The 23,729-nt window shown below is 25.4% G+C and carries 22 protein-coding genes and 1 pseudogene; 14 read left to right on the plus strand and 9 right to left on the minus strand.

The features are described from left to right. Positions 1-20: 20 nt before the first annotated feature. Positions 21-1,088: a quinolinate synthase NadA gene (gene nadA / locus CRV12_RS00360; RefSeq protein ID WP_136130672.1), complete on the plus strand. Its 1,068-nt coding sequence runs from the start codon at positions 21-23 to the stop codon at positions 1,086-1,088. 25 nt (positions 1,089-1,113) lie between these two features. Here the strand turns inward: nadA and gpmA are convergent, their stop codons facing one another. Continuing rightward, positions 1,114-1,812 carry a 2,3-diphosphoglycerate-dependent phosphoglycerate mutase gene (gene gpmA, locus CRV12_RS00365; protein ID WP_136130673.1) on the minus strand — a complete coding sequence of 233 codons (699 nt, stop codon included), beginning with the start codon at positions 1,810-1,812 and terminating at the stop codon, positions 1,114-1,116. A 224-nt stretch (positions 1,813-2,036) separates the two neighbouring features. Then, positions 2,037-3,329: an adenosylmethionine--8-amino-7-oxononanoate transaminase gene (bioA, locus tag CRV12_RS00370; RefSeq protein ID WP_136130674.1), complete on the minus strand. Its 1,293-nt coding sequence runs from the start codon at positions 3,327-3,329 to the stop codon at positions 2,037-2,039. An 83-nt stretch (positions 3,330-3,412) separates the two neighbouring features. Between bioA and bioB the strand changes: the two are divergent. The 7 genes and pseudogenes from bioB to CRV12_RS00405 all read left to right on the plus strand — a co-directional run. Next, positions 3,413-4,343: pseudogene (bioB, locus tag CRV12_RS00375) on the plus strand (biotin synthase BioB); the annotation flags it as partial. A gap of 79 nt (positions 4,344-4,422) precedes the next feature. Then, the gene (locus tag CRV12_RS00380) at positions 4,423-5,574 is read left to right on the plus strand and encodes an aminotransferase class I/II-fold pyridoxal phosphate-dependent enzyme (RefSeq protein WP_136130676.1); all 1,152 of its coding nucleotides are present in this window, start codon (positions 4,423-4,425) and stop codon (positions 5,572-5,574) included. Continuing rightward, positions 5,558-6,313 (plus strand): malonyl-ACP O-methyltransferase BioC, encoded by a 756-nt coding sequence (gene bioC / locus CRV12_RS00385; RefSeq protein ID WP_136130677.1) that lies wholly within the window; start codon positions 5,558-5,560, stop codon positions 6,311-6,313. The genes CRV12_RS00380 and bioC overlap by 17 nt, the downstream gene beginning before the upstream one ends. Beyond that, entirely contained in the window at positions 6,310-6,984 is a 675-nt protein-coding gene (gene bioD / locus CRV12_RS00390; RefSeq protein WP_136130678.1) for a dethiobiotin synthase, read from the plus strand. Before bioC ends, bioD begins: the two co-directional genes overlap by 4 nt. A 419-nt stretch (positions 6,985-7,403) precedes the next feature. Beyond that, a complete protein-coding gene (gene moaD, locus CRV12_RS00395) occupies positions 7,404-7,649 on the plus strand; it encodes a molybdopterin synthase sulfur carrier subunit (protein ID WP_136130679.1) in 246 nt (81 codons plus the stop codon). A 1-nt stretch (position 7,650) separates the two neighbouring features. After that, a complete protein-coding gene (gene moaE / locus CRV12_RS00400; protein WP_136130680.1) occupies positions 7,651-8,103 on the plus strand; it encodes a molybdopterin synthase catalytic subunit MoaE in 453 nt (150 codons plus the stop codon). Positions 8,104-8,438: 335 nt separating this feature from the next. Further along, positions 8,439-9,149: a Bax inhibitor-1/YccA family protein gene (locus CRV12_RS00405; RefSeq protein WP_136130681.1), complete on the plus strand. Its 711-nt coding sequence runs from the start codon at positions 8,439-8,441 to the stop codon at positions 9,147-9,149. Between the two features lie 255 nt (positions 9,150-9,404). Here CRV12_RS00405 and CRV12_RS00410 read toward each other — a convergent pair whose 3' ends face one another. Next, positions 9,405-9,977: a DedA family protein gene (locus CRV12_RS00410; protein ID WP_136130682.1), complete on the minus strand. Its 573-nt coding sequence runs from the start codon at positions 9,975-9,977 to the stop codon at positions 9,405-9,407. A gap of 978 nt (positions 9,978-10,955) precedes the next feature. Here CRV12_RS00410 and trxB point away from each other — a divergent pair. Both trxB and infA read left to right on the plus strand, forming a co-directional pair. Next, positions 10,956-11,933 carry a thioredoxin-disulfide reductase gene (gene trxB / locus CRV12_RS00415; RefSeq protein WP_136130683.1) on the plus strand — a complete coding sequence of 326 codons (978 nt, stop codon included), beginning with the start codon at positions 10,956-10,958 and terminating at the stop codon, positions 11,931-11,933. A 117-nt stretch (positions 11,934-12,050) separates the two neighbouring features. Next, positions 12,051-12,269, plus strand: a complete 219-nt coding sequence (gene infA, locus CRV12_RS00420) for a translation initiation factor IF-1 (protein WP_136130912.1) — start codon at positions 12,051-12,053, stop codon at positions 12,267-12,269. 37 nt (positions 12,270-12,306) lie between these two features. Here infA and rimK read toward each other — a convergent pair whose 3' ends face one another. The 3 genes from rimK to CRV12_RS00435 form a co-directional block, all read right to left on the minus strand. Beyond that, positions 12,307-13,185 (minus strand): 30S ribosomal protein S6--L-glutamate ligase, encoded by an 879-nt coding sequence (gene rimK / locus CRV12_RS00425; protein WP_136130684.1) that lies wholly within the window; start codon positions 13,183-13,185, stop codon positions 12,307-12,309. Between the two features lie 23 nt (positions 13,186-13,208). Beyond that, positions 13,209-13,931, minus strand: coding sequence for an oxygen-insensitive NADPH nitroreductase (gene nfsA, locus CRV12_RS00430; RefSeq protein WP_136130685.1), 723 nt, complete (start codon positions 13,929-13,931; stop codon positions 13,209-13,211). A gap of 86 nt (positions 13,932-14,017) precedes the next feature. Continuing rightward, entirely contained in the window at positions 14,018-15,283 is a 1,266-nt protein-coding gene (locus CRV12_RS00435) for a serine hydrolase (protein ID WP_136130913.1), read from the minus strand. Between the two features lie 683 nt (positions 15,284-15,966). On the opposite strand from CRV12_RS00435, the gene moeA reads away from it, so the two are divergent. Both moeA and moeB read left to right on the plus strand, forming a co-directional pair. Further along, positions 15,967-17,208, plus strand: a complete 1,242-nt coding sequence (gene moeA, locus CRV12_RS00440) for a molybdopterin molybdotransferase MoeA (RefSeq protein WP_136130686.1) — start codon at positions 15,967-15,969, stop codon at positions 17,206-17,208. Beyond that, on the plus strand, positions 17,209-17,958 hold the full coding sequence (moeB, locus tag CRV12_RS00445; RefSeq protein ID WP_136130687.1) for a molybdopterin-synthase adenylyltransferase MoeB: 750 nt from the start codon (positions 17,209-17,211) through the stop codon (positions 17,956-17,958). Between the two features lie 167 nt (positions 17,959-18,125). Here the strand turns inward: moeB and CRV12_RS00450 are convergent, their stop codons facing one another. From CRV12_RS00450 to CRV12_RS00460, 3 genes are all read right to left on the minus strand, one after another. Then, the gene (locus tag CRV12_RS00450) at positions 18,126-18,530 is read right to left on the minus strand and encodes an H-NS family histone-like protein (protein ID WP_136130688.1); all 405 of its coding nucleotides are present in this window, start codon (positions 18,528-18,530) and stop codon (positions 18,126-18,128) included. A gap of 602 nt (positions 18,531-19,132) precedes the next feature. After that, on the minus strand, positions 19,133-19,591 hold the full coding sequence (gene mntR, locus CRV12_RS00455; protein WP_136130689.1) for a manganese-binding transcriptional regulator MntR: 459 nt from the start codon (positions 19,589-19,591) through the stop codon (positions 19,133-19,135). A gap of 715 nt (positions 19,592-20,306) precedes the next feature. Then, positions 20,307-20,819, minus strand: a complete 513-nt coding sequence (locus CRV12_RS00460) for an Ail/Lom family outer membrane beta-barrel protein (protein ID WP_158676338.1) — start codon at positions 20,817-20,819, stop codon at positions 20,307-20,309. 780 nt (positions 20,820-21,599) lie between these two features. Between CRV12_RS00460 and dps the strand changes: the two genes are divergently transcribed. Continuing rightward, positions 21,600-22,118: a DNA starvation/stationary phase protection protein Dps gene (dps, locus tag CRV12_RS00465; RefSeq protein WP_136130691.1), complete on the plus strand. Its 519-nt coding sequence runs from the start codon at positions 21,600-21,602 to the stop codon at positions 22,116-22,118. Positions 22,119-22,415: 297 nt separating this feature from the next. Continuing rightward, positions 22,416-23,714, plus strand: coding sequence for a serine--tRNA ligase (gene serS, locus CRV12_RS00470; protein WP_136130692.1), 1,299 nt, complete (start codon positions 22,416-22,418; stop codon positions 23,712-23,714). Positions 23,715-23,729 lie beyond the last annotated feature (15 nt).

The raw sequence follows: 23,729 nt of genomic DNA on the forward strand, positions 1-23,729 counted from the left end.
GTTAACAAATTGAGTGCTTTATGAAAAGTATTAAATTTGATTCTGAAAATTTAACTTATCCTATTTTAATGAGTAAACCTTCTATATTAAGTGACGAAGCAAAAGAATTTTATTTAAATAAAATCAAGGTGCTTTTAAAATCTAGAAATGCGGTAATAATAGCTCATTATTACACTAATCCTGAAATTCAAAGATTAGCAGAAAATACAGGTGGATGTGTTTCTGATTCACTTGAGATGGCTAGATTTGGTAGTAACTATCCAGCTACAACTTTATTGGTTGCAGGTGTACGTTTTATGGGAGAAACAGCTAAAATTCTTAGTCCAGAAAAAAACGTAATTATGCCTACTTTAAAAGCAGAGTGTTCCTTAGATCTTAGTTGTCCAATTAAAGAATTTAATGCTTTTTGCGATAATCATCCAGATCGCACTGTAGTGGTTTATGCTAATACTTCAGCAGCAGTTAAAGCTCGTGCTGATTGGGTTGTTACTTCGAGTATTGCAGTTGAATTAATTGAATATCTTGATTACTTGGGAAAAAAAATTATTTGGGCACCAGACCGTAATTTGGGTAGCTATATTAAACACAAATCAAAAGCTGATATAATCAATTGGAATGGTACTTGTATTGTACATAATGAATTCAAAATTCGTGCATTAAAAAAGATGAAAACTGTATATCCTGATGCTGCCATTATAGTTCATCCAGAATCTCCAAAATCAATAATTAAAATAGCAGATGTAGTTGGTTCCACTAGTCAATTAATTAAAGCAGTAAAAGATTTACCTAACAAGAAAGTAATAGTTGCCACTGATCGAGCTATTTTTTATAAAATGCAACAAATAGTTCCGAATAAAGAGCTTTTAGAAGCACCTACTGCAGGTGAAGGTGCAACTTGTCGAAGTTGTGCTCATTGTCCATGGATGGAAATGAATAGCCTTAAAACAATTTATGATAGCCTTGAATTTGGAGGCTCTCAACATGAAATTAATATTGATAATGACTTAGGTAAGGCAGCATTAGTACCACTTAATCGTATGCTAGATTTTGCAAAAAAACTTAAATATAAAGTGAAAGGAAATATTTAATTTTATTGTATTTATACACAAAGAATTATTTTAAGTAATATCTTTTTGATATTTTTAAATCATTTTTAAATTCATATATTAATGGTTTTCCAGTTGGAATGTTTATTTTCATGATGTCTTTTTCATTAATATTATCTAGATTCATTATTAATGCCCGTAATGAATTACCATGTGCAACTATAATTAATTTATTACCTTGTTTTATTAAGGGAAAAATATTTTTATTCCAATAAGGAATAACTCTATTAACAGTTGATTCTAAACTTTCACTTAAAGGTAGTTGTTCATACTTCAAAAAAGAATATCTAAAATCATGTCCTGGAAATCGATAATCGCTAGGCGTAATTTTTGGTGGAAATATTTCAAAACTGCGCCTCCATTGATTGACTTGCTCTTCTCCATATTTATTAATAGTTTCTTTTTTATTTAATCCTTGTAAAGCACCATAGTGACGTTCATTAAGACACCAAGATTTATATACTGGAATCCAAACTTGATCAAGTTGATCTAAAACATACCATAAGGTATGAATAGCTCTCTTTAGCATAGACGTATAAGCAAAATCAAATAAAAAACCTGCTTTTTTTAATGTATTAGAAGCCTTTTTAGCTTCAATGCGACCTCTAGCAGATAAATCTATATCTGTCCATCCAGTAAAACGATTTTTCATATTCCACTGACTTTCACCATGTCTTAATAAAACCAATTTTACTATCTTACTCATATAATTCTCCTTGATTTATATTATTTTATTTCATATAAAAGATTTTATTAATACTATTAATAAAAAATTAATTAATCGATAATATAAAATGTATTTTTCAGAAAAAATTAACATGTTTAATATAATTAATAAAATAAAATAATCGAAATAACAGTTAATTATTATTAATTGTTTAAAATAAACATTATTTATTCTATTCTAAATAACTTATCCTATTTTGAAAATTAATTTATAAAATTTAGAGGATTTTCAATTGCTAGACTGATAGATTGAGTTAATTTTTTTAATTCATGTTGTTTAATGATGTATGGTGGTACTAAATAAATTAATTTACCGAAAGGACGTATCCAAACACCTTGTTCAACGAAAAACTTTTGAATCGCTTCAATATTGATTAGTTTGTAGGTTTCAACTACACCAATAGCTCCCAATATGCGAACATCTGATATCTGTCTCAATTTTTTTAATGGTAATAAATATTTACTTAATTTTTTTTCAATATTATTGACTTGTTTAATCCATTTATTATTTTGTAGTATATTGATATTTTCTAAAGCTACAGCACAAGCTATAGGATTTCCCATAAAAGTTGGTCCGTGCATAAAACAATTTGCTTTGCTATTGCTAATAGTATGCGCTATTTCATGTGTAGTAATAGTAGCTGCAAGGGTCATAGTACCACCAGTAAGCGCTTTTCCTAAACACAAAATATCTGGTTCAATCTTTGCATGCTCAAAAGCAAATAATTTACCAGTTCTGCCAAAACCAGTCGCTATTTCATCAACAATTAGTATTATTCCATATTTGTCACAGTATTCACGAACTAATTTTAGATATTTAGGATGATAAATGCGCATTCCACCAGCTCCTTGAAGTATTGGCTCAATAATCACTGCAGCTATTTCTTTATAATTTTGTTCCATGATATACGCAAAATCATTAAAATCATTTATATCCCAATTGTCATAGAAACCACATGTTGGGGCTTCCGCAAAATAATTATTATTTAAATATCCTTGCCATAAATTATGCATGGAATTTTGTGGATCACATATAGACATTGCAGCGAAAGTATCTCCATGATAACTGTATTTAATAGCCAAAAATTTTTGACGATTTTCACTCCGTCCTAACCAATATTGTAGAGCCATTTTTATCGATACTTCTATTGATACTGAACCAGAATCAGATAAAAAGACACAATCTAAAGATAAAGGAGTAATCTCTATAAGTTTACGACATAATGAAATTGCTGAAGGGTGAGTAATACCACCAAACATTATATGTGACATTTTTTTTATTTGTTTTTTTATTGCATAGTTAAGACGTGGATGATTATAACCATGGATTGCTGCTAGCCAAGATGACATGCCATCAATCAATTGTTTTCCATCATATAATTCTAATTTACATCCTTTAGCCTTTACTACTTGATAACAAAGTAAAGGTTCTTTCATTGAAGAATAAGGATGCCAAATATGTTTGCGATCAAATTCATAATCATTTTCTATTAACATTAGCTATAGACCAAAAAAATAATTAGTTTGTTAGTATAACCAAATTATTTGCTAAATTATAATTTTTAATTGCTGGAGTAAACATGACAAAACATTGGACAATTAAACATGCGGAAACTCTTCTCAATGAACCTTTCATTGAATTAATGTTCAAGGCACAACAAGTACATCGTAAATATTTTAATCCTCTTGTTATACAAAAAAGCACATTACTATCAATTAAAACTGGTAATTGTCCAGAAGATTGCAAATATTGTGCTCAAAGTGCAAGATATAAAACAGGTTTAAAAACTCAAGGTTTAATGCAGATAGATGAAATCTTAATTAATGCACATAAAGCTAAAGCTAATGGTTCTAGTCGTTTCTGTATGGGAGCTGCTTGGAAACATCCTCAAGATCGTGATATGCCTTATTTAGAAAATATAATAAAAGAAATAAAAGCTATGGGTATGGAAACTTGTATGACTCTTGGTCATTTATCTGATTCACAAGCAAAAAGATTAGCCAAAGCAGGACTTGATTTCTATAATCATAACCTTGATACTTCACCGGAATTTTATAACAAAATTACGACCACAAGGAATTATCAGCAAAGGTTAGATACATTAAATAATGTTCGTAATTCAGGAATTAAAGTTTGCTCTGGAGGCATATTAGGATTAGGAGAGACGATAAAAGATCGTGCAAGTCTGTTAGTACAATTAGCAAATTTACCAAAACCACCAGAAAGCATACCTATTAACATGTTAGTTAAAATAAAAGGAACACCTCTAGAAAACAACGAGATTATAGAACCATTTGAATTTATTAAAACTATTGCTGTAACTAGAATCATGATACCAGCATCACATATTCGTTTATCAGCTGGACGTAATCAAATGAGTGAACAGACTCAAGCAATGTGTTTTATGGCAGGAGCTAACTCAATATTTTATGGTTGTAAATTACTTACAACTTCTAATTCTGCAGAAGATAAAGATATTATTTTATTTCTTAAACTAGGACTTAAATTAGAAAATAACCAAAAAAATAATGAAAGTTCTATACCAAATGAAATATTACCTAATGAACAATTCTATGATGCGACATTATAATGAGTTGGAAATTAAGAATAAATGAATATTTGTCTAAACAACGATTTAGTAATAAATGGCGTGAACGTTACATAATAGATAATAATACTACTCGTTTATTGAAAATAGACAAAAAAAATTATATTAATTTTTCTAGTAATGATTATCTTGGATTAAATCAACATCCATTAATAATAAATAGCTGGAAAAAAGGTTTATATTTAATGGGTGCAGGTTCAGGATCTTCTAGCCATATAATTGGTTTTAGTCGTTTCCATGCGGATTTAGAACGGCAACTTGCTACATGGTTAGGTTATCCACGTGCACTATTATTTATTTCTGGTTTTGATGCTAATCAAGCAGTTATTAATTTACTCGCTAAGAAAAATGATCACATTATAGCAGATAAATTGATTCATGCTTCATTAATTGATGCCGCATTACGTAGTTCTGCGAAATTACATAGATTTAATCATAATGTAATTGAAAATTTAAATTATTATTTAAAATATTTTTGTAAAGGAGATAAATTAGTAATAACTGAAGGTATTTTTAGTATGGATGGTGATAGAGCACCATTAAAAAATATTTATGATAAAACAAAAAAACATAATGGTTGGTTACTAGTAGATGATGCTCATGGTATTGGTGTTATAGGTAATCAAGGACGTGGAAGTTGTTATTTTAACGAAATAAAACCTGATATCTTAACAATATCATTTAGTAAAGCGTTTGGTATTAGTGGTGCTGCTTTATTGTGTGATGAAGATATTGCTAATTATTTTTGGCAGTTCTCAAAAAATTTGACGTATTCAACTTGTATGGCACCTGCTCAAACATTTGCTTTACAAGCTTCTTTAACATTAATTCAGCAAGGAGACTATTTACGTCAACGCCTTAATGAAAATATAAATTATTTTAAACTAGGTATACAGTCAACTAATTGGAATTTAATAAGATCGACTAGTGCTATTCAATCATTAATTATAGGCAATAATGATAAAGCTAAAACTATATCTAGTAAATTGGCTAATTCTGGATGTTGGGTTAATGTAATTAAACCTCCAACAGTACCTACTGGAACTACACGTCTACGTCTTACTTTAACTGCGGCTCACAAATTTGAAGATATAGATATTCTATTAGAGGCTTTGCATAATGCTTCAATTTAATAAACAAGCTATAGCAAAAGCTTTCGACCGAGCTGCAATACACTATGATAGTTATGCAACATTACAACGTTTAAGTGGTAATTTATTATTAAAATTAGCCCCCTCTTACTCAGGGAGATTATTATTGGATGCAGGATGCGGTACTGGATGGTATAGTCGTATTTGGCGTGAACGTGGTAAATATGTAATAGCATTAGATCTTTCTTTACAAATGTTGAAACAAGCTAAAAAGAACAATACAGCACATCATTATATAGTAGGTGATATTGATAATTTGCCAATAGCTAAATCTAGTTTAGATATAGTATGGAGTAATTTAGTTGTACAATGGGCTAACGATTTAAGTAAAGTACTAAATCGTTTCAATCAAATATTAAAACCGTATGGATGTTTGTTGTTTTCTACACTTAGTGATGGTTCTTTACAAGAATTACACTGTGCTTGGTCATATCTTGATAAACATAATCATGCTAATCATTTTCCTAGTAAAAAAGAAATATTCAAAATATGCCAAGAACAACATATAGCATGTCGATCTAAAGTAGTTATTATGCATTTTCCTAATGTGATTAGTGCCATGCATTCATTAAAAGGTATAGGTGCTACACATATACATAAAGGTCGTAATAGCATTTTATTAACACGTAAAAGATTGGGCAGATTACAAACTTATTGGCCACGAGATAAATATGGTTTTCGCCTTAGTTATCACTTGATATATGGAGTAGCTAATTTATGAATTGTTTATTTGTTACTGGTACTGATACTGAGGTTGGAAAAACTACATGCAGTAGTTTATTATTGCAAATAGCAAACACATCTGGATATCGTACTGCAGGTTATAAACCAATTGCTTCTGGGTGCAATATTACGTTAGAAGGAATTCGTAGTAATGACGCATTAATCTTGCAAAAATATAGTAGCGTAAAATTAAACTACTCACAGGTAAATCCATTATCTTTTGTTGAAGCAACTGCACCACATATAGTTAGTTCCAAAGAAAACATACCAATATTATTTTCTACATTATCTAATGGATTACTTGAATTAAAAAAAATAGCTAATTGGATATTAATAGAAGGTGCAGGTGGTTGGTATACACCACTTAGTATACATCAAACTTATGCAGATTGGGTATGTTTAGAAAAAATTCCAGTAATTTTAGTAGTTGGAATAAGGCTGGGTTGTATTAACCATGCTATTTTAACTATTGATGCAATAAAATTTTGCGGATTAAAATTAGCAGGTTGGATTGCTAATACTATAAGTCCACCAGATCAATATTATGACGATTATATTGTTAGTTTAAAAAAAATATTACCAGAACCTTGTTTAGGGATAATACCTTATCTTCTATTATCAAATAAATATAATATTAACTATAGTCATCATATAATTTTACCAAATTAATTTTTGATAAATGCAAAAATTTTCCGAAATTTATTTTGTTAGCATTTTAGTTAAATTACAGTAATGGTATTAAATATCTTGTAAATTTTTTGTCTTTACTTACCAAATTTAGTAAAAAATCTTTTTTAAATGAAATAAGTTTATTTAAACATCATTGATAATGAAAATATATTTTAAAAGACATAAATATTATTAATTGTATATACTATTATTATGTTATTTACATTAATTATTTTCAATAAATATTAAAGATAAACAAAATCTAAAAATTTAATTACTTATATGATACTATGTTAATATCATTTAAAAATTTAAATAAAAAACTGGGCTATTTAATTTCTTTACAAAATGAAAAAATATTAAAATTATAACTTTTAATTATCTTAGAATTTGCATGAAATATTTATTGGATGAAATTCATGATTAAAGTATTTTTCTTTGCTCAAATACGAGAAATGACAGGAGTTAGTTCGTTAAATGTATTAGAAAAACACGCAGATATAGCTTCATTGATAATATCGTTATCTCAGATAGGTGATAATTGGAAAATAGCATTTAGCTCTAGTAAGTTATTAGTAGCAGTAAATCATACATTAGTATCTAAAAACCATCCACTCAATTCAGGTGACGAAGTAGCATTTTTTCCACCAGTAACTGGAGGCTAAAATGATAACTAAGGTTATTATTAATAAAAAACCTTTTGACATAAAAAAAGAATATTCTTGGTTAAATAACTGTATGGAAAATGGTGCTACAGTCATATTTGTTGGAAAAGTTCGTAATTATAATTGCGGTGATAAAGTAACAAAATTAACCTTAGAATACTATCCAAATATGACAGAAAAAATATTGCAAACAATAATCAGTGAGGCACGACAACGTTGGTTCTTGCAACGTGTTACAATCATTCATCGTTTTGGAACGTTAATTCCTGGTAATGAAATAGTTTTTATTGGTGTTAATAGCATTCATCGTAGTGAAGCTTTTGAAGCTATAGAATATATCATAGATCATATAAAAACTCGTGCGTTGTTTTGGAAATGTGAAACAACTGTTTTTGGTAGTCGTTGGATTGATATACGTAATAGTGATTATGAAAAGTTAGTTTACTGGAATTAATGTTCTTTATTTAAACAACTAATTAAATTAATAAATGAAATTTAAAATATAACAAAATATATTTGTTTTAAAATAAATACTAATTATTCTATATAATCAAAAATTGGTGTTATATTTAACTTTTATTACTATATAAGTAATTTCTTTTTATATAATAAAAAAGTATAATAAGAGAATATTTATGACTGCCTTGTCCTTGATAAGGAGAAAGATTATAAAAATAATATTTTTAATTAATAATAGTACTATTTATTAATAAAACGTTATGAATAATTTATTTTACAAATATATATTTGCAAATAACGTCCTTAGTTTTATTAAAAGAGGTATGAATCATGAATCGATATTCACAAAGTGATTCAATTTTACGACAATCATCACAAGAATTACAAACTTATATGGCCCAAGTATACGGATGGATGACATGTGGTCTAATATTAACATCTGTTGTTGCTTGGTTATCTATTCGAATACCTACCTTAATGGAATTGATTGTTAACAATAAAAACATTCTTTTTACATTAATTATTACACAATTAGCTGTATCAATTTTCATTTCTAGTTCAATTGTTAATTTAAGCGCCTCAGCAATAACTGGGATGTTTATGCTTTACTCTATGTTAACTGGACTAGTAATGTCATATATTTTTTTAATTTATACAAGTTCATCTATTGTAACTACTTTTTGTATAGCAGCAGCTATGTTTGGTATAATGAGTATTTATGGTTATGTTACAAAGAGAGATTTAAGCCGACTTAATAATATAGTACTTATGGCTTTAATTGGAATTGTGCTATCTTCATTAATAAATTTTTTATTAAAAAGTTCAATGTTAATGTGGTTTTTAACTTATATTAGTATATTATTATTTGTTTTTTTAACAGCATGTGATACACAAAAATTGAAAATTATTGGTAATCAAATTGATATGAGTGATAGTGATGCTTTACGTCGTAGTTCAATATTAGGCGCTTTAATTCTCTATTTAGATTTTATTAATCTATTTAATTTATTACTTAAAATTGGCGGTGATCGTAATAAATAATTATACAGTCTCCCTATCTCCTCTATTTAAATGGAGAAAGGGAGATAAAAATACTTTAAAAAGTAAGATAATTTTTTTAAAAAAAAATAAATATTTTTATATTATCAGTTTTTAAGTATTAAGATTGTTATTTTTAATATAAACTATTTTATATCATTTAGTAATAACTGATTAATAAAAATATCTAAATTGTTTATTTTTTTATTTGTTTCATAGTAATCAATTTATTTATTCTTTGTATAAAATTAATCATTTTTATTTTTTTTTGTATATAAAAAAATAAAATATGTAGCTTATCAATAATATAACAATTAAAGCAATAAAAATCCAAAATAAATATTTCAAATTTTGGTGGAATTTATACAGCCAAGGAATAATAATACTTCCAGCATAATAACCCATAGTAATAAATGTAAATGACCATATAACTGCTCCTATTACATTTAATATAAAAAATTTCATTGAATTTAAACGAGTTGCACCTATAATGATTGGCCCAATAATACGAAAGCCATACATAAATCTAACACCAATAACAAATAAACTAGGTTGACTTTTAATTAATTTTCTTGTTTTTATTATTTTATTTTTATGATTTTTTAATTTCTGTAATATTCTTGTTCCATATTTACGTCCAATCCAATAAAGTAATTGATCGCCAAGTATTGCTCCTGCCATAGTTGCAAATAATACTCCAGTAAAGTTTAATAATCCTTCATTGATAGTAATACCACCAATTAGTGTAAATGTTTCTCCTTCTGCAATGCATCCAACAAAAAGTGCTAAATATCCATATTGAGCTATTAATTCTCTAATATTCAATTGCAAAATCCTACCTCTCTTTTAATAAATATTTAGTGGGATGCTTAATTCATATATTCATATGCATATTACTAATTGTTAGTATAGTTATGATAGGTTTATAATTGAAACAAAAGATATATGTTTTTTTATTGTATTTTGTGTTGATAAAAATAATTAAATTTGGTAGAAATAATATTGTGAATAGCAAGATAAAAAATTATTTGTTTTATTAGAAAATTTAAATTAGTACAAAAAATACATTTCTTATCTACTATATTGATAGGGTGTAAATAGAGTATATAAACAATTGGTTGTCTATAAAATAGAAATACTTTAGATATTATTGTATTGAATGACTTATAATAAATGATATCTAAATATCACATTTATTATCATTATGTTACCTATTGGAACTATCTATTTATTAAAAAAATTATTATTAATTTAAGTTATTCGTGTTTTAATGATTTGGATTAACAATTAAAAAGTTATATAATAATTTTTTAATTGTTAATTAGTTATAAGAAACATGAAATTATGGATGATATGCGGTCATGTAATATGTATTTATGAAGAAAAACTATAAATTATAAAAACATGATTTGATCTGATATAACAAAATTAATAATTATTTAACTATGTTTATATTAGTTTCATTATTTTTATAGTAGAATTATTAGATGATTGATTATTTAAAATTTTATTTGTTTGCCAAAAAATATTTAAGAGATTAAAATAAATAATGTAATATTTATTTGTTGCGAAGTGTGATATTTATTATGATTTAATTTTTATTAAAAGATATTCAAGTTTTGTAAACAAATTTCTATTTTTTTGATATAATACAAATGTATTGCTATAAATATATAATTGGTAGGAAATGTCTTATATTAATAGGAATTACATATCAATATTTTATTGTATGTTAAGTATTAAAAAGGTATATTGTGAAGCCGCTGATTATATGTAAAGATCTATTAAAAATTAATTATCGAGTAATATATGAAAGTAAAAAATCATTTTAAATTAATAATTTTAGGATCTGGCCCAGCCGGTTACACTGCAGCTATTTATGCTGCTCGTGCAAATCTTAATCCAGTTTTAATTACTGGTTTAGAAAGAGGAGGACAGCTCATTAATACAAGGGAAATAGAAAATTGGCCTGGTGATCATTCTGATTTAACAGGTCCATCATTAATGGAACGTATGTATCAGCATGCTAAAAAATTTAATACGCAAATAGTTTTTGATCATATAGAAAAAATTAATTTAAAAACTAGACCTTTTTATTTGATGGGTAATACTGAGTATAGTTGTGATGCTTTGATAATAGCTACAGGAGCATCTGTGCGTCGTATAGGTTTAAAGTCAGAAGAAACTTTCAAAGGCAAGGGCGTTTCATATTGTGCAACTTGTGATGGTTTTTTTTATCAAAATCAAAAAATAGCGGTTATTGGCGGGGGAAATACTGCAATTGAAGAATCTCTGTATTTGGCTAATATAGCATCGGAAGTTCATTTAGTTCATAGACGTGATACTTTTAATGCTGAAAAAATTTTAATTGATCGATTAATGAAAAAGGTAGAAGAAGGTAAAATTATTTTACATATGAATTATGTATTAAAAGAAATTATAGGAAATCAGGTAGGAGTGAGTGGATTAATATTAAATTGTAATTTACATAAACAAAGCAATGTAGAGGATAAATTGTTAAATATAACAGGCGTATTCATTGCAATTGGAAATATTCCAAACACAAATTTTTTAAACAATCAATTAAAATTAAATAATGGATACATAGAAGTCCAATCTGGAATTCATGGTAATGCAACCAAGACCAATATACCTGGTGTATTTGCTGCTGGTGATGTAACAGACTATGTTTATCGTCAAGCAATAACTTCAGCTAGTACCGGTTGTATGGCAGCACTTGATGCTGAACATTATCTGGATTGCTTGTTAAAACAAAGTGATGTTTAATTAATTAAACTAATTTTTAATTATTAGTTATATAAAAATTATCAGTATAACAATTTTTAGTGTATTAAATGAATTTAAATAAAAAATATTATATATATGGGAGTTTTAGGATATCTAATGGTTAAAGAAGATAATATTGAAATGCAGGGCACTGTGTTAGATACTTTGCCAAATACTATGTTTAGAGTAGCTCTTGAAAATGGACATGTGATAACTGCCCATATTTCCGGTAAAATGCGCAAAAATTATATTCGAATTCTGACAGGAGATAAAGTAACAGTTGAACTAACCCCATATGATTTAAGTAAAGGAAGAATCACTTTTCGTAGTCGCTAAAAATATCTTTACATAGCATGTTTAACTATTTATTATTTTATTGAAAAACATTTTTTTCAATTAAGTCAATTATCATACTAGCAATATTTAAGCCACTTATATTCTCAATTCCTTCTAAACCAGGAGATACATTAATTTCTGTAACTAACGGACCCCTGTTAGATCTGATTATATCAACTCCTACTACTTCTAGATTCAAGATACTGGCAGCCTTAATTGCTATTAAACGTTCTTGCTCTGTAACGTTTATTGAATATGCTTTTCCACCTCTGTGTAAATTAGAACGAAAATCTCCTATCTTTGATTGTCTTTCTATTGCAGCTACTACTATTTTATTTATAACTAAACATCGAATATCACAACCTTCAGCTTCTTTAATAAATTCTTGTATTAAAATATTAGCGTTCATAATACGAAAAGCGTCTATTATACTTTCTGCTGCTCTATATGTTTCAGCTATTACTACACCAATACCTTGACTACCTTCTACTAGTTTTACTATTAAAGGTGGACCACCTACTAAATTAATTAAATTTTTAGTATTTTCATGCCAAGAAACAAAACTAGTTATGGGAATATCTATACCTGATGCTGCTAACAATTGTAATGAACATAATTTATCACGTGCTTTAATTATTGCTTTTGATTTATTAACTGAATAACTTCCACAAATTTCAAATTGACGTAATAAATTAACGCCATAAAAAGAAGTAGATACTCCTATACGAGGAATAACAGCATGAAAATATTCTAATAATTCACCATTAACATAAATACTTGGTGAAATAGGATTAATATTTATATAACATGATAATGGATTAATATTTTTTATAAAATATCCACGATTTTTAGCTACTTTTATTAAACGTAAACAAGAATAAAGCGTTTTATCACGTGATAAAATTGCTATTTTCATCTAATTCCTTAAAAAAATTATTTTTAATATATTGCCCAACCTTGCTTATGTAAAAAACTAAGCATGAAAGGTCTCATTTCTTTGGTCATTAATCTTTGTATTAATTGATTCCAATTTTCAATACGTTTGTTATTACTACGATATTGATAATAATTTTCAATATTTATATTGTATTCTTTAAGTATATTTTTATTGATTAAATGGTATTGGTTCTCATGGACAATTATTTCTTGTGGTATCCGGGGTTTTTTTTCAGGTATATATAGAGGATAACCTAAACACAATCCAAATAGTGGTAATACAAACTTTGGTAATTTCAATAATTTTACAATTTCTTCTATGTTATTACGTATACCACCTATAAAAACACCTCCCAATCCCATTGATTCTGCAGAAATAATAGCATTTTGTGCCATTAGCGCGGTATCAATACAACCGATAATAAGATGTTCAATACAACCAAGTTTAGCATTAGGACAAATTTGTAAATGACGATTAAAATCAGCGCAAAATATCCAAAATTCAGCAGATTCGTTTATCCACTTTTGGTTATTAGATAATATTGCAATTTGAGAACGTAATAATTTATTTGTAACCTGTATAATAGAAGAACATTGTAAAAAACTTGATGTAGAAGCTGATTGTGCTGCATTAATTATTATTGTACTTTGTTCTTTACTAATACTTTGATTAGTAAAATTACGAATAGAACGATGATTGGAAATTAAATCAGTAACTGATTTCATGAAATCTCCGAAAAAACAAATAAAATATTTTAAAAATTTATAAATCAATATCAATTATATTTAAAAAATACACTTTTGCTTCTATTTTATAACCAAATACTTATCCAATCAGTAATTTTCATTATTATAAAATCGATAAACCTACTAAAAATATTACCTATTTCAACATCATCAAGTGATATCAATGAACAATGTCCTGAATTCTTACCATTAATTTGAAAATCAACCGTTCCAATGATTTGATTTTTATTCAAAGGAGCATTTAATCGATTTGTATTTAAATTAAAATGTATTTTAATATCCCTTTTTTGCCCTTTAATCATACTTAAAGATATATCTTTATTTACGCCTATATTGATTTTACGTTTATTTCCAAACCATACTCTTTGCTGTGTAAAAGGTGTATTAGCTTTAATAGGAGTTACTGTTTCAAAAAAATTAAAACCCCAAATCAATAATCTTTCACTATCCTTAAAACGAATAGTATCACTATGAGCACCAAGTATAACTGAAATTAAACGAGTATTATTTTCCACTGCAGATGCTACTAAATTATATCCTGCACCTGCTGTATGACCAGTTTTAATACCATCAATTTTTAAAAGATGATTCCATAAAAGTTTATTACGATTAATTTGCCTAATATTATTAAAAGTAAATTCTTTTTCTTTGTTTAACTCATATTCTTCTGGAACATCACGAATTAAAGCTTGAGCAATTAGTGCCATATCACGAGCAGTACTGTATTGTCCTTCAGAATCAAGGCCATGTACTGTCATAAAATGAGTATTTTTTAATCCTAATGCTTTAACATAGTAATTCATTAAATCAACAAATGCATCTTGACTGCCTTCTAAATGATCAGCTAATGCTATACAAGCATCATTACCCGATTGAATTACAATTCCTTTATTTAAATTATATACAGATACTTGATCACCTGGTTTAAGGAACATTAAAGATGAACCCTGTAATAATTGATTACCAGGGGCCCATGCATCTTGATCTATAGTTACTAAATCTTCATATTTAATTTTACCAGTTTTGATTTTTTGTCCAACTACATAACTAGTCATCATTTTTGTAAGACTAGCTGGATTAAGTCGTGTATCAGCATTAAATTCTGATAATACTTTGCCATTAGAATAATCAATAAGAATCCAAGCCTTAGCATTAATTTTTGGAGCTAAAGGTATTTCTGCTTCAATTTTTGGAGATGAAGGTATTTCTGCTTCAATTTTTGGAGATGAAGGTATTTCTGCTTCAATTTTTGGAGATGAAGGTATTTCTGCTTCAATTTTTAGAGATGAAGGTATTTCTGCTTCTGTTTCAGCATAAATATTAGGAGGCATAACAAATAAAATCGGTATAATTAAAAATATTATAAAAAAAACAGTTCGAATATTTATCATATGTAGTTATCAAATTTTTATTTAATGTTTTAATAAAAAGATATTATTAACATATTAAAAGTTAATTGTAATATCTAAAGTTAATTTTTTGTTCTTATATATTTTATTAATTAATATAAAACTTAATTTTTTCCTTTAGCTAAATATATAACTAACAGCTAATTATTTATATTATTATAACTAATTTTTACTCTTTTTAAATTTATTATTATTTTGATATTTAAAGTCAATAAATAAATTATTTAATCATCTATCATAAATTTATGATAATCATATTATTTTTGGTTACTTTGGTATTTTTTATCCCAAAGGTAATTTATTACTAAAAATATTTTTATCTTGAGTAAAATAATCTATTTAAAATAATAATTAATATGCTAAATATTATAATAAAATCATGAAAATATTAAAATATATTATTAATTAATTTTATATATGTGTCTCATCTAAGACAAACTATACAATTTAACATAAAATTTAACAATATTATTTTATTATTTATTAAATTATAAATAATAAATGCTTTATATATTAAAAAATTATATTATTTAAAAAATATAATCAATTAAAATAAAGATGATCTTTTTATTTTTTCTAATCTAACGAACTCTAATTAAATTATAATGAAAATTGCTGCTGAAAAATTAATATCTTTCAAAAAAGCTAAAGAAAATATGTTAATGCAAGCTAAAAAAATAGAACAATCCATATCTATACCAACCATTAATTCTTTAGGTAGAATTACAGCTGAATCTATAATATCACCTATAAATTTACCATCATTTAATAGTGCAGCAATGGATGGGTATGCTATAAGATTTAATGATGCTAAAATTAATAATTCATTAAAAATACATGGTCAGTCATTAGCTGGTAAACCATTTGATAAAAATTGGCCTAATGGTAGTGCATTACGTATAATGACTGGTGCTATAATACCAAAAGGATGTGATGTAGTAATAAAACAAGAAGATATTAAAATTTTCGATAATAATATAATTATTGAAAAACCGATTGTTTTAGGACAAAATATTCGTTGGACTGGTGAAAATATTAAAAATGGTGATATTGTAATTAATTCAGGCGTGAAAATTAGTATCTCAGAATTACCATTAATTGCTTCTTTAGGTATTGTTGAAATAAATGTAATACGTAAACTCCGTGTTGCGATTTTTTCTACAGGAGATGAATTAAAATCTATTAGTGAAAAAATACAATTTGGCCAAATTTATGATATTAATAGATTGGCTATTTCTTTGATGTTAAATAAATTAGGTTGTGAAGTAGTAGATCTTGGTATCGTTAAAGATAATATTAAAGATATAAGAAATGCTGTTAAAGAAGCAGATAATTGTTCTGATATAGTAATTACTACCGGTAGTGTATCTGTTGGTAAAACTGATTTTATTAGAAATATTTTAAAAGAATTAGGAAAAATTATTTTTTATAAAGTAGCTATAAAACCTGGTAAGCCTTTTGTTTTTGGTAGTTTAAATGAAAGTTGGTTTATTGGATTACCAGGCAATCCAGTTTCTGCTATTGTAACATTTTATCATTTAGCAACTCCATTTATTTTAAAATGTATGGGACAAAATTATCCATCTTTTTTACAACAACGTTATAAAGTACGTGTTGCCACTTATTTAAAAAAAACACCTGGCATTGTTGAATTTCAAAGGGGTTTTTTATTTTATAATAAACAAAACGAGATAATGGAAGTTTATACTACAGGAATACAAGATTCACATATTTATGCTTCTTTCACAAAAGCTAATTGTTTTATCATATTAGAGGCTGAAAGGGGTAATGTAGAAGTCGGTGAATGGGTAGAAATTGAACTTTTTAACGAATTACTTGAGGGGTAAATGTCAAGTTTAAATAGTAAAAAAGAAATATCACGTTATATAGAACAAATAAAATTAAATAAATTTAATTTCAATGGACAACAAAAGATAAAATCTGGTAAAGCAGCGATCATTGGTTTAGGTGGATTAGGTTGCGCATCTGCAATTTATATGGTAGCAGCAGGAATAGGAGAAATTACTTTAATAGATTTTGATATTGTTGTAATATCCAATTTACATCGACAAATTTTGCATCATGATATCAATGTTAATAAACCCAAGGTATATTCAGCTGCAGAAGATTTACATAAAATTAATCCATACTGTTTGATAAATGTGATATATGATAGATTATCAGACAGTACTATGTTAGAAATTATAAAACGACAAAAAATAATTATTGATTGTACTGATAATATTATATGTCGAGAACAAATTAACCGTTTATGTTTTAATTATAAAATACCATTAGTATCTGGAGCAGCAATTCGTATGGAAGGATACTTAAGTATTTTTAATTGGAAACCATCTACTCCATGCTATCGATGTATAAGTCGTCTTTTTGATAGAAATAATTCTAATTGCATAGATCAAGGGATAATGTCACCGATTGTTGGTATAATTGGTGCAATGCAGTCAATGGAAGCAATTAAATTATTAACTAACTATGGGACAATATTAACAGAGTATTTATTAATCTATGATGCATTAAGTCTAGAATTTAATTATATAAGAATTAATAAAGATATTGATTGCGAAGTTTGTAATTAAATTTAAAGTTATATTTTATCATCTAATGTCTTATTAATATTATAATTAAACATGAATTTTTAAAAACATGATATATCGTTTCGTAACTTATGTTTACATATAAATTATTAAAAACATAAGAAGCCGAGTGCCTTAAAGGGCTCTCAGCTACTATCTTAAATAGATAGTTAATCTATAATACGGAAGCTATCTAAATTTTTTCCTGATGCTATGGCTTTTTTGATTGCTACAGGTGTTCTACCTTGACCAGTCCACGATTTTCTTGTTCCGTTTTCATCAGTATAAAAATATTTTGCTGGTCTTGGAATACGCTTATTACGCTTTTTGCCTACTTCTATTACACCTAATAATTCATTAGGATCGATACCATCTTCCAATAACATTTTACGATATTTAGATAATTTTTCTTTCTTCTCTCGGTTTTGAAGTTCTTCTGTTTCAGCTTCTTCACGACGTTCAGTAACTACTACTGTTAATTTTTCAAGTATCTCTTCTAAATCAGCTAAAGGAAGTTCACGGGTTTGAGCACGTAATGTACGAATGTTATTCAAAATTTTAAAGGGATCACTCATAAATGATATCCTTAATGATAAATTAGTAGTGCAATAAATTTTTATTAATAATATTTTTATTCAATTTTGATAATAAATAAATTAACTTTACTATTATAAAAAATTATAGTATTTTTTTAATTATTAAGTTTTATAAACGAATAAATTTTGTTAACATAATGACATCTGTCTATTATTAAATTACAAAATATATTGTTTTATCCTTATTAAAAAATATTTCCCTTATTTTAACATTTTTTTTTGATAATTAGATCTTAAATTAATTACAATATGTTTATCAAAAAGCATTAATTATAAAAAATATTTATTTTTTTAATGTTTACTAATTATTTTATTCATATTATATAAAAATTTATTTAATTGTTTATTGTAAAAATAAATTTTAAATATTAGATAAATAAAAAAGATACTGTTGTTAAAAATTAAATGTTTAGTAAATTATATTTTTATTGAAATATATAATAAATAAAATTATTATTGAATATTTATTCATAAATAACTGCTAAATAATTAAGTAATATATTTAATAAAAATAGTTGATATTAAGATTCATATTACTAAAGTAGTTTTTAAATAAATAATCATATGATATATTTTATTACTTAAAATTTTTTATAAAATTTTTTAAAAGCTTCTAATGTTACATCACTTACATGATGCTCAATACCTTCAGAATCTAAATTAGCAGTTTCGTGGTCAACACCTAAAGTTAATAAAAATTTTTCAACAATTTGATGTCTTAATAAATTTTTTTGAGCAAGTTTTTTTCCTTTATCAGTTAAAAATATACTACGATAAGGTATTTGTATGATCAGTTCGTAACTACTGAGACGTTTTAACATTTTTGCAACTGTAGGCTGAGATACTCCTAGTCTCATTGCTATATCTATTTGACGTGCTTCACCAAATTCTATTGTTAAATTATGTATTAATTCTATGTAATCATCAATAAGTTCGTAGCGATGTGCTTTTCTTACATTTTGGAAACTTTTAACATTATTATTAATTTTTTTTTGTTTTTTTTGTATAAAATTAAATACATTTTTAATTATTTTTGCCATGTCAATTTTTCCATTTATTACTATTTTTATTTACACATATAATAATCAACTAAAACTTATTAAATTATAATTAGATTTTTTCTTTGAAGAAGATAATATAAACATATTCTAATATTATAGAAATTCATTATTTAGAATTTCATTTGCATACATTTTATATTATAAATATTCATATAAAATTATTTATCATTTTTAAATGAATTAAAAATATATTTAGTTTTTTAATAGAAAAAATAAATATATTATTTTGTAGTAATTAGAAATAAATAATAATATTAAAAAATAAATAATGTAACCCACAATAAAATAAATTAATAATTATAATGACTATTAAAATATGATTTAATAAAAAATTTTTGATTAATTTGAATTTAGCAATAAGTTTAATAAATAAATTATATTTTAATATTCTGAAAAAAATTTAGCACAATTATATATATCGATTATCTTATAAAATAAAAAAAATAGAAAATACAATTATCAATATAAACACTAATTTTATCATAAGATTATATAGCTTACTATTTTAAATAATGATATAACAACATTTATCATTATCAATAATTGATTCTTACTTAATAATAAAATAATAAATTCATTGTATCTAATTGTAATAACTATATTAAAACACTAAAAAAGAATTTATATAATTAATAAAAACAACCTAATCAACATTTTTTTGAAGACGGCCTATGAAGACCGTCTTATTAAAACATTAAAAAATATAACCTATTCCAGCAAATATATTGTTAATGTTATATTGATGCATAATAGTTCTTTCATAACCTAAATCAATTATAAAATGCTTTGTTGGATTAAATTGCATTCCTGCTATTAAAGCAATTCCAAAATCATTGAAACTAAATTGATTGTTAGTAAAGATTATATGTTTGCTATGAAATTTACTAAATCCTAAACCAATACCTCCATAAATACTAGCCCAATGGTTTAAACGATAAACAGGAGCAGCATCAATACTGCCGTATTGACTTTTTAAGTAAAATCTTTTACTAAATGCACTACATTCAGTATAAATTAAAGAACCCATCAAACTTATTGGATAAGAGTCTACTTCATAACGATATTTTAAATTGAAACCATTAGAATCTAATGGTATTTGCATAGAATTACCATGAGAAGTTCCGCCTGTAATTGTAATATTTGCATTTACTGAACCTGATAGCATTATCATATAAGCTAATATTGATAAATATAAAAATTTTTTCATGATTAACCTCAGAAAAATGAAATTTATTTTCATTCATAATGATTGGTATTTAAAACTTTAAATAAAAATTAAATTGTGTATTATTTGTATCGATAATTTAAAAAATGGATAAAAATAAAACCTAAAATTTTATCTTTTTTTAATTTAACATATTGTTTCAACTATTATTTTTACTTATTATATTTTAATTTTATTCTATCAATTTTTCTTTTATTTCATAACATAATAAATTAATCTGAATATTTTAAATCTTAAAAAAGCCATTGCTAATTATTAATTATAAATTCTGCATGTAATATTTACTTAATAATTAAACAAACAAATCTTTCTAAATATAATGAAAATAAAAATTTAAAATTAAATTGATTTCATTTATATTTTAAAGAAACATATTTTAAATAATAGTAAATTATAGTTATATTTATAACTTTTTTAAAAATAAAAAATACAACGTATTATCTTATATACATGTATAAAAATACTAAATGATATTAGGTAGTAGGATAATCTAGTATATCAAACTAATAAACATTTCTTTTTATCCATAAAATATTTGGTTTAGTATAAACCACAAATATTTTTTAGAATTTCTTTACATATAAAATTATTTGTTATAGTCACTAGATATACTAATATTACATAATGGCACTAATAAAATTAATTTATTAATCAATAAAAACTTTTTCTGTTTATTTTATAAAACACATGATATTATTTGAATGTAATCATTTTAGAATTTTACATTATGTAATGATCATTAATAATAAATATGAGAAAAAAATGCAAAATATTGAACTTACAGATAAAAATTTTTTAACTTCTGATTTAATTTATACTTGTAGTGATATAGATAGTAATAATAAAATATACATAATTGATAAACTTAATTACTTATTAGCAGAATTAATTGATTTATCTTTAACTACAAAGCAAGCACATTGGAATATAAGGGGCGCTAATTTTATTGGGATACACAAAATGTTAGATAATTGTTTTAATTTAATTATTAAATATCAAGATATCATAGCAGAGCGCGTTGTTCAATTGAATGGTATAGCACTAGGCACAATAGATAGTGTTTATAATAAAACGTCATTAAAACATTATCCATGTAATATTAATAATATACAAAATCATTTAAAAGAACTATCTAGACGTTATAATATTGTTTCAACAAACAATCGTAAGATTATTAATGATATAAAAGATGTAGTAACAGCTGACATATTAATTGATTCATCTCGTGCTTTAGATCAATGTCTTTGGTTAATAGAATCTAATATTGAAAAGAATTTATAAAATAATTTTGATTTTATTTTATACAAAATAATACAATATTAAATAATGATGTCAAAAATAAAATAGCTATTATAATTGTTACAAAATACATCTAAAATATCATTATGAAATTATTGAATATATTAGTTATTTAATAATGAATATTTTAAAAAATATAAACATTCGAAATAAAATAATTAACGACATAAAATATTCTTTGATATTAAGAAATAATATTTATTTTATTTAAATAACACCAACTGCATATTATACAATGAAAAAAATTAAATCAATAAAATTTAAACATATAGGGTAGTTATGCTAGATCCGTATCTACTACGTAAGGAACCACACTTTATAGCAGAAAAATTAATAAGAAGAGGATATATACTAGACTTAAAAAAAATAATTTCACTTGAAAAAAATCGTAAAACATTACAGATGCAATATGAAGAATTAAATATAACATATAAAGAACAGTCTAAGTATCTTTATGAGATAAAAAAAAGTGGTCAAAATATCAGTGAAATACATGAACAAATAAAGATATTAAAATCTAAATTAGATTACATAAAAAAAGAGTTGAATAATTTCAATAATCAAATAAAAGATTTTAATTTACAATTACCTAATTTACCTGCAGAAGAAGTACCATTTGGAAACAATAATAGTGAAAATATAGAAATTAGTTATTGGGGAAAACTACGTGATTTTAATTTTCAAATAAAAGATCATGTTGAATTAGGTGAAATGAATCATGGTCTTGATTTTATCTCTGCAGTAAAAATAGCTGGCACTAGATTTGTAGTAATGAAAGGGCAAATTGCTTGTTTACATCGAGCATTAGGACAATTTATGCTCGATTTACATACTACAGAACATGGATACCTAGAAACTTATGTTCCATATTTAGTTAATAATGATAGTTTGTATGGCACAGGGCAGTTACCAAAATTTAGTAATGATATATTTCATATAAACTCATCAAAAAATAAATCAGAAATTAAGAATTATTCCTTAATCCCTACTTCTGAAGTACCATTAGTCAATTTTGCAAAGAATAAAATCTTTGAAGAAGATAAATTACCGATTAAATTAACTGCACATACACCTTGTTTTCGTTCTGAAGCAGGATCTTATGGAAGAGATGTAAGGGGTTTAATTCGCATGCATCAATTCGATAAGGTTGAACTTATTCAGATAGTAACACCAGAAAGATCAATGAATACTTTAGAAGAAATAACAAAACATGCAGAAAAAGTATTAAAATTATTAGAATTACCTTATCGTAAAATTTTGCTATGTACTGGAGACATGAGCTTTGGTGCCGTTAAAACGTATGATTTAGAGGTATGGTTTCCATCACAAAATACTTATCGAGAAATTTCATCATGTTCAAATATGGGAGACTTTCAATCTCGCAGAATAAAATCTCGTTACCGTAGTATTGAGTATAATAAAAATCTTTCTTTTACTCATACTTTAAATGGTTCAGGTCTTGCTGTAGGAAGAACATTGGCAGCAGTCATGGAAAACTATCAGCAAGAAGATGCTAGTATTGTAGTACCAAAAGTTTTAATTCCATATATGAATAATGTTCAATTAATACAAAATTAGTAATAATTTTAATTA

This window comes from Candidatus Pantoea edessiphila, from assembly GCF_002933315.1.
Lineage (GTDB): Bacteria > Pseudomonadota > Gammaproteobacteria > Enterobacterales > Enterobacteriaceae > Pantoea_C.